This window comes from Nonomuraea sp. GTA35 (genome assembly GCF_041950525.1).
Lineage (GTDB): Bacteria > Actinomycetota > Actinomycetes > Streptosporangiales > Streptosporangiaceae > Nonomuraea.
This window is the reverse complement of sequence record NZ_JBGNUV010000004.1, coordinates 412,042-424,192: the sequence shown is the minus strand read 5'-3', so window position 1 is coordinate 424,192 and position 12,151 is coordinate 412,042. Positions and strand designations below refer to the sequence as shown.

General features: G+C 72.3%; 12 protein-coding genes. 7 read left to right on the top strand and 5 right to left on the bottom strand.

All coding sequences use genetic code 11. The features are described 5' to 3' along the window. The first annotated feature begins 34 nt into the window (after window positions 1-34). From ACBJ32_RS20390 to ACBJ32_RS20370, 5 genes are all read left to right on the top strand, one after another. Entirely contained in the window at window positions 35-1,249 is a 1,215-nt protein-coding gene (locus ACBJ32_RS20390) for an amidohydrolase family protein (protein ID WP_375128042.1), read from the top strand. 21 nt (window positions 1,250-1,270) lie between these two features. Beyond that, the gene (locus tag ACBJ32_RS20385) at window positions 1,271-2,296 is read left to right on the top strand and encodes an alpha/beta hydrolase-fold protein (RefSeq protein ID WP_375128041.1); all 1,026 of its coding nucleotides are present in this window, start codon (window positions 1,271-1,273) and stop codon (window positions 2,294-2,296) included. Window positions 2,297-2,395: 99 nt separating this feature from the next. Next, window positions 2,396-2,815 carry a hypothetical protein gene (locus tag ACBJ32_RS20380; protein WP_375128040.1) on the top strand — a complete coding sequence of 140 codons (420 nt, stop codon included), beginning with the start codon at window positions 2,396-2,398 and terminating at the stop codon, window positions 2,813-2,815. 335 nt (window positions 2,816-3,150) lie between these two features. Continuing rightward, window positions 3,151-4,461 (top strand): M23 family metallopeptidase, encoded by a 1,311-nt coding sequence (locus tag ACBJ32_RS20375; RefSeq protein WP_375128039.1) that lies wholly within the window; start codon window positions 3,151-3,153, stop codon window positions 4,459-4,461. Window positions 4,462-4,627: 166 nt separating this feature from the next. Beyond that, a complete protein-coding gene (locus tag ACBJ32_RS20370; protein ID WP_357888839.1) occupies window positions 4,628-5,326 on the top strand; it encodes a helix-turn-helix domain-containing protein in 699 nt (232 codons plus the stop codon). On the opposite strand, the gene ACBJ32_RS20365 is transcribed toward ACBJ32_RS20370, so the two are convergent. The 3 genes from ACBJ32_RS20365 to ACBJ32_RS20355 form a co-directional block, all read right to left on the bottom strand. Beyond that, on the bottom strand, window positions 5,310-5,948 hold the full coding sequence (locus tag ACBJ32_RS20365) for an alpha-ketoglutarate-dependent dioxygenase AlkB (protein ID WP_357888836.1): 639 nt from the start codon (window positions 5,946-5,948) through the stop codon (window positions 5,310-5,312). The genes ACBJ32_RS20370 and ACBJ32_RS20365 overlap by 17 nt on opposite strands. Window positions 5,949-6,115: 167 nt before the next feature. Beyond that, window positions 6,116-6,937, bottom strand: a complete 822-nt coding sequence (locus ACBJ32_RS20360; RefSeq protein WP_375128038.1) for a 2OG-Fe(II) oxygenase — start codon at window positions 6,935-6,937, stop codon at window positions 6,116-6,118. Continuing rightward, window positions 6,934-7,434: a methylated-DNA--[protein]-cysteine S-methyltransferase gene (locus tag ACBJ32_RS20355; protein WP_375128037.1), complete on the bottom strand. Its 501-nt coding sequence runs from the start codon at window positions 7,432-7,434 to the stop codon at window positions 6,934-6,936. Before ACBJ32_RS20355 ends, ACBJ32_RS20360 begins: the two co-directional genes overlap by 4 nt. A gap of 105 nt (window positions 7,435-7,539) precedes the next feature. Here ACBJ32_RS20355 and ACBJ32_RS20350 point away from each other — a divergent pair, with 105 nt between their 5' ends. Then, window positions 7,540-8,352, top strand: a complete 813-nt coding sequence (locus tag ACBJ32_RS20350) for an alpha/beta hydrolase (protein ID WP_375128036.1) — start codon at window positions 7,540-7,542, stop codon at window positions 8,350-8,352. Window positions 8,353-8,799: 447 nt separating this feature from the next. Here the strand turns inward: ACBJ32_RS20350 and ACBJ32_RS20345 are convergent, their stop codons facing one another. Together ACBJ32_RS20345 and ACBJ32_RS20340 are read right to left on the bottom strand one after the other, a co-directional pair. Then, complete coding sequence (locus ACBJ32_RS20345) at window positions 8,800-9,135, bottom strand: hypothetical protein (protein ID WP_375128035.1); 336 nt, start codon at window positions 9,133-9,135, stop codon at window positions 8,800-8,802. 298 nt (window positions 9,136-9,433) lie between these two features. Next, the gene (locus ACBJ32_RS20340) at window positions 9,434-11,062 is read right to left on the bottom strand and encodes a CocE/NonD family hydrolase (RefSeq protein WP_375128034.1); all 1,629 of its coding nucleotides are present in this window, start codon (window positions 11,060-11,062) and stop codon (window positions 9,434-9,436) included. A gap of 138 nt (window positions 11,063-11,200) precedes the next feature. Between ACBJ32_RS20340 and ACBJ32_RS20335 the strand changes: the two genes are divergently transcribed. Further along, window positions 11,201-12,049, top strand: a complete 849-nt coding sequence (locus tag ACBJ32_RS20335; protein WP_375128033.1) for a hypothetical protein — start codon at window positions 11,201-11,203, stop codon at window positions 12,047-12,049. The last annotated feature ends 102 nt before the right edge of the window (window positions 12,050-12,151 follow it).

The following is a 12,151-nucleotide window of genomic DNA, read 5'->3' as shown; positions in this document are numbered from 1 at the left end:
CTCGCGGCCTTTAGGCGGTGGCAGTCTGGGACTCATGAGGATCATTCGCGCCGCCAAGGTGCTCACCGGGCGTCCAGGAGAAGTGATCGCGGACGGCGAGGTCCTCATCGACGGGGCGAAGATCGTCTCCGTGGGGCCGCGCGGCAGCGCGGGGGCGGCGGAGGAGGTGCTCGACCTGCCCGGCCACACGGTGCTGCCCGGGATGGTGGACGCGCACGTGCACCTGGGGTTCGACGACAAGGTCGATCCGGTGACCAGGCGCAGCCCGGAGAGCGACCACCACCTGCTGCTGCGGATGGCCGAGAACGCCCGCAAGCTCGTCTCCGCCGGCGTCACCACCGCCCGCGACCTGGGCGGGCGCGGCTTCCTCGACGTGGTGCTGCGCGACGCCATCGAGGAGGGGCTGGCCGTCGGCCCGCACCTCGTGGTCGCCACCCGCCCGATCACGATCACCGGCGGCCACTGCTGGTACATGGGCGGCGAGGCCGACGACGAGCCCGCCATCCGCCGCGTGGCCAGGGAGAACCTGCGCGCGGGCGCCGACTGCCTCAAGGTGATGGCCTCGGGCGGCCTGATGACGCCGAGCGCGCCGCCGAGCTGGGTGCCGCAGTACAACACGGAGCAGCTCCGCGTGGTCGTCCACGAGGCCGCCACGCGCGGCAGGCACGTCGCGGCGCACGCCCACGCGCACGCCTCCATCCGGAGCTGCGTCGAGGCCGGCGTCGCCACCATCGAGCACTGCACGTTCTTCACGCCGTCGGGCCACCAGTACGACCCCAGGCTCGCCGACTTCGTCGCGGCCAGCGGCACGTACGTGTGCCCGACCGTGCACGGGGTGCACGAGCGGATCGCCGAGGTGCACGGGCAGGCGATGGTCGACGCCTGGCTGGCCGGCGTCGCCGCGATGCGGGACGCGGGCATGCGGCTGATCGCGGGCACCGACGCGGGGTTCGCGGTGGGCGGCATCGCGAACCGTACGGATGGGTACGTCGGAGGTCTGGAGACGTTCGCGTCGGTGGGCTACGGCAACGCGGAGGTCATCGAGCTGGCCACCGTGCTGGCCGCCGACGCCTGCGGGGTGGGCGAGATCGCCGGCAGCCTGGACCCCGGCAAGCGGGCCGACCTCGTCGCGGTCGCGGGCGACCCGCTCGAACGCATCTCCGACCTGCGCAACGTCGCGCTCGTGCTGGTGTCCGGCCGCTCGGTCGGGCAGGCGGGCGTGGACACCGTGACCTCGTCCGTGGGCTGAACGTCTCTGGAGGGAGATCTCATGCTGCCCTGGTCCGCCGAACTGGCCGGCCGCCTGGACCACCACGTCGTCCACAGCGACCTGCTGCGGGGCAACCCGCTGGGGGATCCGCACGAACGGCCGCTCGTGGTGTACGTGCCGCCCGGGTACGACGACTCGCCCGGCCGCCGCTACCCGTCCCTGTACGTGCTGCTCGGCTACACCGGGCACGTCGGCATGTGGTTCAACCGGGCGCCGTTCCGCCAGCCGTACCCGGAGCTGGCCGACGCCATGTTCGCCGCCGGCGACGCGCCACCCGCCATCGTCGTGTACGTGGACGCGTGGACCTCGCTCGGCGGCAGCCAGTACCTCGACTCGCCCGCCACCGGCCGGTACCACTCGTACCTGCGCGACGAGATCGTCCCCTTCGTGGACGGCCGCTACCGCACCTTGGCGGACCGCGACCACCGGGCTGTCACCGGCAAGTCGAGCGGCGGCTACGGGGCCATGGTGACCGCCATGCTGGCCCCCGACGTGTTCGGCGCGCTGGCCACGCACGCGGGGGACGCGCTGTTCGAGGTCTCCTACCGGCCCCAGTTCCCCGCGCTGGCGCGCCGGCTGCGCGACATGTACGACGGCTCGTACGACAAGTTCCTGGCGGACTTCCGCGGCCGCCTGGCCGGAACCAAGGAGGGGGATCTCGAGCTGCTGGAGATGTACGCCTACGCGGCCGCGTACTCCGGCGACGGCATCGTGCGCCTGCCGTTCGACGACACCGGCGCGGTCGTGCCGGAGGTGTGGGAGCGGTGGCTCGCCCTCGACCCGGTCGTGATGGCCGGGGAGCCGCGCCACGCTGAGGCGCTGCGCTCGATGCGGGCGATCTGGGTGGACGCGGGCAACCGCGACGAGTACCACCTCGACTTCGGCGCCGTGGCCTTCCGCCGGGCGCTGGAGGCGGCCGGGGTGCCGGAGGAACGGGTGCACTTCGAGCTGTTCGAGGCCGGCCACGGGGGCATCGAGTACCGCTACCCGCTCGCCCTCGCCTGGCTCTCCCACCGCCTCACGTAGCTCCCGGGGTCGTGAGCCGGGCCGCAGCCGCCGGCCGCGCATACCAGCGGCATACCGCTGCGCCCAACAATGGCGATCACGACCTACGGGAGGAACACCATGAAGATCCTGCGTAACCTGGCCGTCGTCGCCGCGATGGGCATGGCCGCGTCGATCGCCGCGACGCCCGCCATGGCGTCCGCCGAAGGGTACCTCGTCACCAGTTGCAGCAGCGGCGGCTACGGCATCGAGCTCAAGGTCCGGTACCTGACGAGCGCGACGAACCACGCGTTCACCGAGGTGTCCTGGCGGATCAGCGGCAACGTCGGCGGCAACAACACCGTCCGCGTCTACTTCGTGCAGGACGCCCAGCCGGACGTCGTGTTCAAGGCATTCAACTACACGGGCGGCAGGACGGGCACGCGGAAAATCTCGGTGACCAGGCCGAAGCCGCACCAGGTGTTCGTGAAGCTCGGTGCCCGTTTCGACACGAGTGCCTCCTCCGACCCGGGCTGCACGTCCCAGACCCGCGGCATTTAGCGGCGGCGCCGAACCTTCTCCGGGTTAGTCACGACAAGGTCCCGGAAACGCGTACAGCAGGAGAACGGGAGCTGGACGCCGGCGCATTCGGCCTGGTCAGCAGCTAAGCCGGGTCTTGCTGAAGGGGCGACGGGCGGCGATCGACATACTCCCGGCATACCGCCGCTCCCTACGGTCGGTTCCGTGGAACGACCACGTGCGGACAAATGCCGATGAAGCCGCGTGAACGAGGCGCCGGCGGAACCGAGCAACTGCTCGGAATGCACCGGTTCCATGAATTCCGCTTTCATCTGGCCCGGCCCGGAACTGAATCGCGTGAGAAACCAGGAGGAATCGTGTCGCCATCCACGCTGTTACGATCCGTCATCACCACGGCACTCGTCGCCGCCTTCAGCATCGCCGGCACGGCGAGCGGCCACGCGGCGACGGCCGCTCCCGATCTCCAGCTCCCCTTCCCCTGCGGCCAGCAGTGGCGCCTGGACACCTGGGCCCACGCCCCCGCACTCGACATGGTGAAGGAGCCCGACCAGCACGGCACCGAGGGCGCCACCCTGATCGCCCCCGCCGCGGGGAGGGTGAACCAGTCCTACCGACACGGCAGCGCCGGCAACATGATCCAGATCGACCACGGCGGCGGCTACCACACCACCTACATCCACCTGCAGTCCCGAGCGGTATCGGTCGGCGAGAGGGTGCAGCGGGGGACGGTGATCGGCAGGGTCGGCAAGGACGGGGCGACCGCGAACGGCCACCCGCACCTGCACTTCGAGCTCGGCTACGACTCCGACGGCAACGGGTCGGCCTCCTGGGGGTTCGAGGGCGCCGAGCGGATCAGGCCGACCTTCGACGGCGTCGCCTACGGCCAGTCGGACGGCCAGACCTGGCGTGACGTCACCAGCCGCAACTGCTCCGCGCCCGCCCCCGAGGGGCTGGCGTCGGTGTACGGGGTGCTCGCGGACGGGCGGTTGACGTACACGGCGATCGACGGGGCGTCGGGTGAGCGTACGCATGGTGCGGTGACCTCTGCCGCGGCGCTGGGGTTCACGCCCAAGGCGATGGCGACGCTGAACTTCAACACGTTGCTGGTGACGAGTGATGATCCGGACGGGAAGTTGTATCGGGTCGACATCCGTACGAATCGGGAGGCTCTGATCTTCGAGCCGCCGGTGTATCTCGGTAAGGGGTACACGCATGATCTGCTGGCCCATGACGGCCGGAGTCATCTGTACGGGATCGCCGATGGGGTGTTGCGTCGTTACACGGTGACCGCGGCCAAGCCGGTGCTGGCTGACATCACGGGTAACACGCTGATCGGGAGCGGTTTCACGTTGAAGACGCTCACCGCGACGGGGCCGGACTGGTTGCTGGGTACTACCGCTGGGGGGCAGCTGATCTCCTACCGGGTCGCGGGTGCCGGTAGCTGGCAGCGTCATCAGTTGCGGGACAGTACCTGGCAGGGCTTCGATCATCTGCTCTCCCCGGGTGGGGGTGTCTACTACGGTCACCACCCGGCGGGTTCCCTGCACCGCTACTTCGATGCCGACCCCTACGACGGCCGGGCCGACGACCTGTCCGGTCAGGGCACCGTGGACGCCAGCGGCTGGACGCAGACCCTCCTGTCCGCCCAGCCCGCCACCGTCACCTGAGAACACCTGACAGACACGGGTCCCCGGGCCCCGGCGCAGGCCGGGGCCCGAAGCGCGTCGTGGCCCGGTCGTGGCCCGCCGGGGTAGCACGGGCACGGCGACCGGCGGCCTCACCATCGCGGCGCCCCTGCCACATCGTGCCTGCCCAGGACACTAGGCTGCCGCTATGGATCTGAAAGAGCAGGTACGCGAGCTGCGCCTGCAGGGCAAGTCGCCCAAGGAGATCGCCCGCGCGCTCAAGGTCTCGCCGTCGGTCGTGGCGCCGCTCGTCCGCGCCATCGCCGCCGAGACCGCCGAGTCCGCCGAGGCCGCGGGCCCGGGCGAGGCCGAGGTGGCCGGGTGCTGGATCAACGTGGGCTGGAGCGAGGGGCTCGGCATCGACCCGGCGCGCGGCTGGGTGGACGAGGCCCCCGCCTCCGGCGTGGGCGGCACGGTGTGCGTGCTCGTCGCCCGCCGGCACAACTGGGACCGGCTGTCCGTCTGCGGCTACCTGGCCGACGTCTACTGCATGGGCGTCAAGAGCGTCATCGGCCCCGACGTGCTCGACGACCGTGACCTGGTGCGGTTCCGCGAGTACTTCTTCGGCGAGTACCCGGCCTGGCAGGAGGCTCCGATCGAGCTGGCCAGGCACCTGGTGTTCGGCTCCGTCGACTACGCGCGCACGCTCGGGTTCGAGCCGCACGACCTGTTCGCGCTCGGCTCCGACCTGCTCGGCAAGTGGGAGGAGCAGTCGGCCGTCACGTTCGGCCGCGACGGCAAGCCGTTCTACGTGCAGGGGCCGGAGGACGACCCCGCCAGGGTGCTGCGCACGCTGCGGCGCACGCTGTCGGACGACGAGTTCGGGTACGTCACCTCAGGCCAGTGACCCTCAGCGTGAGGTTGAGGCGGCCCGAGGCCAGCCCGGTGGCGGGATCGCCGGTGCCCGGGTAGACCTTCGGCACGCCGTGGTAGGCGAAGCGGGACGGCCCGCCGAACACGAACAGGTCGCCCGAGGCGAGCTGCACGTCGGTGTACGGCCGCCCGCGCGTCTCGGTGTTGCCGAAGCGGAACAGGCAGGTGTCGCCGATGCTCAGGGACACCACCGGGGCGTCGGACCGCTCGTCCTTGTCCTGGTGCATGCCCATCCTGGCCTGGCCGTCGTAGAAGTTGATCAGCGCGGTGTCGGGTTCGTACGCCACGCTGTGCCCGTAGGCGTCCGCCAGGGCGCGCCGACCCAGGTCGGCCAGCCATCCGGGCAGCTCCGCCACCTGACGGCCGTTCACGTCGTGGGCGATGCGCGTGTACCTGTACGGCTGCCAGTGCCACCCCAGGCACACCGTCCGCACCGACATGACGCCGCCGCCCGGCAGCACGGTGTGCCGGATCGGCACCGGGCCCCGCGCCCACTCGCGGCACTCCCGGACGAGATGGCGCTGCTCGTCGAGCGTCAGCCAGCCGGGCACGTGCACCGCGCCCGGCGCGATCTCCCTCATCGGCAGCGGGATCATGACGGCTCCCGAGACAGTGTGATGGTCATGACTCCTCCCAGGACGGCGGAGTCCGGAAAAATCACGTTACGGCCGATCCGCTCTTCCATCGCGGTCGGCGCCGCGCATCCCTTCCAGGATCCCAGGCGGACGCGATCGCCACGACCCGCCATCGGCGCTGATCAGGGTCATTTCGCGTCGTGGAAGACGAGGCCGAGCGTGTGCCGCAGCCCGGACCGTACGGTGCTCACCCCGTGCCGCACGGGGGAGGCCGACCAGCCGCGCGACGACCGGACGGGACGGTCCCGGGTGGTGAAGATCAGCCCGTGCCCCTGCGGCAGCAGCGTCACCGTCCCCCGCGACTGCGCCCGGGGCCGCTGCTCCACCAGCAGGAACTCGCCGCCGGTGTAGTCCTCGCCCGGCCGGTCGAGCCCGATCACCACCTGCAGCGGGAACACCAGGTCGCCGTACAGGTCGCGATGCAGCGCGTTCCAGTCGTGCTCCCGGTAGCGCAGCAGGATGGGCGTCGGGCGGGTCTGGCCGGCCCGGTGACACATGTCGAGCCACTCGCCGAAGTCGTCCGGCCAGGGTGCGGGCTGCCCCAGCCGGGCCGCCCAGTCCCTGGCGATCGGCAGCAGCCGGGGGTAGAACGCCGCCCGCAGCCGCTCCACCAGGGGTGGGAGCGGGTGGTCGAAGTACCGGTACTGCCCGGCCCCGAACCGGTAGCGCTCCATGTCGATGGTGGCGCGGAAGAACCCGGCCTCGTCGTACAGGGCGGAGATCTCCGCGCACTCCTCGGGCGTGAGGAGCTGCGGCGTCAGCGCGCACCCGTACGCGTCCAGCCCGGCCGCCAGCTCCTTCCAGTCGGCGGCCGCCACGTTCGCGGCCGGCACGTTCCTCTCGCGGGCCTTCTCCTCGGCCCTCTCGCCGGTCCTGTCACCGGCCCTCTCGCCGGTCCTGTCACCGGTCCTGTCGCCGGCCTTCACGCGGGTCTTCTCCTCGGCGTTCACAGCGTGCTCCAGAGCTGGGGCTGCAGGACGCCTTCGAGCGTGAGCAGCGCGTGCTTGCGTTCGAGGCCGCCGGCGTACCCCGTCAGGGCGCCGTCGGCGGCGACGACGCGGTGGCAGGGCAGCAGCACGAGCAGCGGGTTCGCGCCGACCGCCGCGCCCACGGCGCGGATCCGGTCCGCGGGTGCGCCGACGCGCGCGGCGAGCGCGCCGTAGCTGATCGTGGTGCCGTACGGGAGCTCGGCCAGCTCCGCCCACACCCGCTCCTGGAACGCGGTGCCGCGCGGGCCGAGCGGCAGGTCGAAGGAGGTGCGCTCGCCCGCGAAGTACTCGCCGAGCTGCCGCTCCGCCTCGGCGAACGCGGCCGGCTCCCGCCCTCGCCCTGACCGCGCTCCGGCCCCCGAGGCGGCCACGCCGAACGACACGCGGGTCAGTGCCGTGCCGTCCCCGGCGAGCAGGATCTCGCCCAGCGGGCTGTCGATCGTGGTGTAGATGTCCATACTCTCTTCAACACCGGCGAGCGCCGGAAGGTCGGCGGTTTTCGGACGTCGCGGCCGTCGTCCTCCGTGGCGTACGCTCACCTCACTTTCGAGCTAGGAGTGAGCATGGCGGAAGCACGCGAGCACACCTTCACCGGCACGAGGGGCCGCAACACGGTCCGCGAATGGCCCCATGAGCGGCCGCGATACCTCGCGATCCTCGTCCACGGGTACGGCGAGCACATCGGCCGCTACGAGTACGTGGCCGACCGGCTGGTCCGCCACGGCGCCGCCGTCTACGGCCTCGACCACATGGGGCACGGCAAGTCCGAAGGTGACAGGGTGCTCGTCGAGGACTTCGAGGACGTGGTCACCGACGTGCACTCCGTCGAGGAGCACGCCAGGGCCGAGCACCCCGGCGTGCCCGTCGTGCTGATCGGCCACTCGATGGGCGGCATGATCGCGGCCCGCTACGCCCAGCGGTACGCCTCCGGCCTGACCGCGCTCGTCCTGTCGGGGCCGGTGATCGGGGAGTGGGCGGTCGTGCCCGGGTTGCTGGCGTTCGAGGAGCCGCCGGACGTGCCGATCGACCCGGGCACGCTCTCCCGCGACCCGTCGGTGGGCGCCGCGTACGCCGCCGACCCGCTGGTGTGGCACGGGCCGTTCAAGCGCGCGACGCTGGAGGCGTTCGCGACGATCCTGGACACCATCGCCAAGGGCGGCACGTTCGGCGCGCTGCCCACGCTGTGGGTGCACGGGGACGACGACCAGCTCGTGCCGCTGCCCGGCAGCCGCGCCGGCATCGCGGCGGTCAGGGGCAGCGACCTGACGGAGAGGATCTATCCGGGGGCTCGGCACGAGGTGTTCAACGAGACCAACAAGGACGAGGTCCTGGACGACGTCACGTCCTTCATCGATCGCGCCCTGCCTGCCGCGTGATCCACCGCCTGCACGCGCGTCATGGATCATGCACCCGGCCCCCGGCGTGATCCACTGCCCGCTCGCGCGTCGTGGATCACGCACTCGGCCCCCGGTGTGACGCACCGCCCGCTCGCGCGTCGTGGATCACGCACTCTGCCCGTGGCGAGATCTACCGCCCGCTCGCGCGTCGTAGGTCACCGGCCCTGCCCGCAGCGTGATCCTCTGCCCGCTCGCGCGCGGGTAGGTCATCCGCCCTGCCCGGGCGTGACGTGGCGCTCGTCTGTGGGCCGTAGGTGTCCGGAACCTGCTCTCGCTCAGATCCCGATCACGCCGTCTCCTTAGGCCGACATCCCGTGCCGGCCACCACGAGGCGGCGGTGGCCGTCCTGGTTCGCGGCGAGCGTCGTGTCAACGATGCCGGGAAACGCCGCGCCAGTCCGGCCCGCTGCCCCCGGCGGGCGGGACGTCAGCGGACGGGCAGCCAGACGTGACCCGACCCCCGGCTGCGGGACAGCTCGACCTTCCAGCAGCCCGGCTTCGGGAACACGAACCCGGTGCCCCACTCCTGCCCAGGCCGCCGCCAGCTCGACCCCCCGTGCTCCTCGGGACCCCAGACCCGCTCGGCGGCGGTCCCGTCGGGATGGGCGGCCCGGATCCGCAGCGGCCCTTCTCCGGTCGTCCGCCATACGATCTTGACCTCGTCGCCCGCCCTGAGAGGCGTCGCCCGTACGAACAGCAGCCCCCAGAGCTCAGCGTCCCGCGCCGTCCCGCGCACCTCGGGAAAGCCCTCCCCCTCGAACACCGACGTGCCGTTGCACCCGGCACCGGTAGCACTCGGACGCGGGCTCGCCTCCTCACCGGCAGCCACGCTCGTACGCGCACCACCGGCCGGGGCGGACGCACTGCTGCCGACCGGCGCGGAGGCACCGCCGACGGCCGGTGCGGAGGCACCGCCACCTACCGATGCTCCGCCCGCACACCCGCCGCCCGCCACCATCACCACAGCCGCCACCGACGCCGCCCCGGCCCACGCTCTCATCAACCGCATCGAACCTCCTCGCCCTCATTACCCGAGCCACGAGCGGAAGGTTCCACGCCTCCTACCGGCCCCCGAAAACGGGCAATGTGAGCGATGACGGACGCCCGGCGTCATGGAAGATCTCGAACCGCGTCGGCCGCGTCCGCACCGCCTCACCCACCGGCTCGCCGGTCCCGTGGTTGCGGGCGAAGCGCGGGAACGCCCCACCCGCCACCTGCACCCGCAGCCGGTGCCCGCGCAGGAACCGGTACCCCGTCGGATGCAGCTCCACCTCGGCCTTCACCACGCCCTCGCTCCCGGCGGGCAGCCGCAGGATGCCGTCGGTGACGTTGCGCGACACGCCGGCAGGGTCCACGTCGCACAGCCGGACGAACACGTCGCCGTGCCCCGTGTCGGTCCGCACGTACACGGTCGCCGAGACGGGGCCGATCAGGTCGAGATCGCGGGGGAGCGGCGCGCCCGTGTAGACGAGCACGTCGGGGCGGGCCTCGATGGCGCGGTTGTCGCGCTGCTTCGACTCGCGCATGTCCAGGAGCGGCCCGCCCACCGAGCGGGTGGGGCGCGCGGGATCGTAGGTGAACACGTCCGGGGCGCCCTCGCCGGGCGCGCTCCAGCCGAGCCTGCCGTACGGCAGCAGGTGCAGCGGCGTCGGCGCCGACTGCGGGGGCGGCCACTGCTCGAAGTCCAGCCAGCGGCCGGCCCGCTGCAGGTAGAGCCGCACGGGGGAGCGCTGGAGCTGGGCGGTGTCGCCGAGCAGGTGAGCCGACAGCCACGACACCTCCTCGGACAGCAGCGCCCGCATCGCACCGAGGTCGTGCCCCCACGGGCCGATGAGGATGCGGCTGCGCCTCCCGGCCTCGCGCAGCGCGGCGTGGTCGCGCAGCTGCGCGGGCAGCAGCAGGTCCCACCAGCCGGTGACCATGCTGGTCGGCGTCGTCATCTTGACCGCGGCGGCGCTGTGGTCGACGTCCGTCCAGAAGGCGTCGCCCGCCGCGGCGTGCGCGGCGGCCTCCCGCAGGAACGGCACCTGCTTCCCGATCGCGGCCACGTCCGACCTGCCGATCGGCACGTGCGCCATGGCCCGCCGCACCCGCCTCTCCCTGCGCGGACTGGGCAGCAGCCCGCCCAGCGGCGCCTCCTCCTGCGTGCCGATGAGCGCCGCCCAGGTCAGCAGGTTGTGCAGGGCAAACACGCCGCCCGGATAGAACGTCGTCCTGAACTCGCTGGCCGTCACCCCCAGGCACATGGCCTCCAGCGGCGGATCCAGGTAGGGCCCGACCGCCCACTGCGTGAACCCGAGATAGCTCGCCCCGGCCATCGCCAGCCGCCCGTCGCACCACGGCTGCTCCCGCAGCCAGACGGCCGTGGCCAGGCCGTCCTCCTTCTCCTGATGAAAGGCCGAGAACCGGCCGCCCGAGCCGAACGTGCCCCTGGCGTCCTGCACCACGACCTGCATGCCGCGCCGCGCCAGCACCCGGGCCGTCCCTCTGGCGTCCAGCTTGTGCCTCCCGTACGGCGTGCGGATCAGCACCACCGGCAGCGGCTCCGACCCGCGCGGCCGGTAGCGGTCGGCGTGCAACACGACCCCGTCGGGCATCGGAACGCGCAGGTCGCGGGCGATCTCGAGGTCGGGAGTGGTGGCCTCGGGCAGGCCGAGAAGTCGATCGAACAGGCTGCTGAGCATCCCCATGGCAGATCCTTCCGCTCCGCCCCAGCGTACGACTCACCTTCCGGACGAACAGCGCCCTCGCGTCCTCTCCGGCCGAGCGTCTCCCGGGAGGCGATGACTTTTCACCTCCCCCTGGGTCTGCATTCACGAGGAGGCGACATGAGCGACCAGAAACGTGCACTGACAGCAGGCGTGGCGCTGCTGGAACGGGCGATCGACTACGCGCTCGGCAGCTTGCGCATCGTGACCCCCGCGGCACTCTGCCGCCCCACCCCCTGCGCGGCCTGGAACCTCCATCAGTTGCTCCATCACCTGGACGACTCCCTCCAAGCCCTGCACGAGGCCGCCGCCGGCCACATCCGCACCGGCCCCGAGCTCGTGAACCCCGCCCCGCACGCTCGCGCCGCGGCCCCCGTCCCGCACGTTCGCGCCGCGGACCCCGCCACGCGGGCTCGCGCCGCCGACCCGGCCGTGGGCGCCCGCGCCGTGAACGCGCCTCCGCGGGACGCCCCCAGCGGCCTGGCCGCGGGGCTGCTCGGCCCTGCCGGCACTCCGCCCGCATGCGACCCCGCCGGCGGGCCGGCCGCCGGGTGCGGAACGGGTGCCGCCGCCGCGGGTGGTCCGCCGTCGGTGCCGGCGCTGTGGACCCGCAACCCGGCCCTCGTGCTCAGGGACAGCGCCACGGAGGTGCTCGGCCGGTGGATCGCCGCGACCAGCGCCGACCTCGTCACCATCCACGACCGCCACCTGACCAGCCCGATGGTGGCCGCGGCCGGTGCCATCGAGATCACCGCGCACGCCTGGGACGTGGCCAGGGCCTGCGGCGAGCATCACCCGATCCCGCCGCTCCTGGCGGAGGAGCTGCTGGACCTGGCCCACCTGTTCGTCACCCGCGCCGACCGCCCCGCGAGGTTCGCCCGCCCGGTGACCGTGCCCATGTCCGCGCCGGCTCAGGATCACCTCCTCGCCCACCTCGGCCGCCACCCCACCTGGCCCGAACACAACTGAACGACCGCCCGCACTCACATCCGCCGCCGCCACGCCGTACGATCACCCTGTACGGCAATGCCAGACCACACATCGCGGCACCACACTTGGCGGAACCCGCGA

Excerpts from the sequence above, each read along its gene's own strand:
- ACBJ32_RS20390 (WP_375128042.1), top strand. The coding sequence starts at position 35 with ATGAGGATCATTCGCGCCGCCAAGGTGCTCACCGGGCGTCCAGGAGAA.
- ACBJ32_RS20385 (WP_375128041.1), top strand. The coding sequence starts at position 1,271 with ATGCTGCCCTGGTCCGCCGAACTGGCCGGCCGCCTGGACCACCACGTC.
- ACBJ32_RS20380 (WP_375128040.1), top strand. The coding sequence starts at position 2,396 with ATGAAGATCCTGCGTAACCTGGCCGTCGTCGCCGCGATGGGCATGGCC.
- ACBJ32_RS20370 (WP_357888839.1), top strand. The coding sequence starts at position 4,628 with ATGGATCTGAAAGAGCAGGTACGCGAGCTGCGCCTGCAGGGCAAGTCG.
- ACBJ32_RS20365 (WP_357888836.1), bottom strand. The coding sequence starts at position 5,948 with ATGATCCCGCTGCCGATGAGGGAGATCGCGCCGGGCGCGGTGCACGTG.
- ACBJ32_RS20355 (WP_375128037.1), bottom strand. The coding sequence starts at position 7,434 with ATGGACATCTACACCACGATCGACAGCCCGCTGGGCGAGATCCTGCTC.
- ACBJ32_RS20350 (WP_375128036.1), top strand. The coding sequence starts at position 7,540 with ATGGCGGAAGCACGCGAGCACACCTTCACCGGCACGAGGGGCCGCAAC.
- ACBJ32_RS20340 (WP_375128034.1), bottom strand. The coding sequence starts at position 11,062 with ATGGGGATGCTCAGCAGCCTGTTCGATCGACTTCTCGGCCTGCCCGAG.
- ACBJ32_RS20335 (WP_375128033.1), top strand. The coding sequence starts at position 11,201 with ATGAGCGACCAGAAACGTGCACTGACAGCAGGCGTGGCGCTGCTGGAA.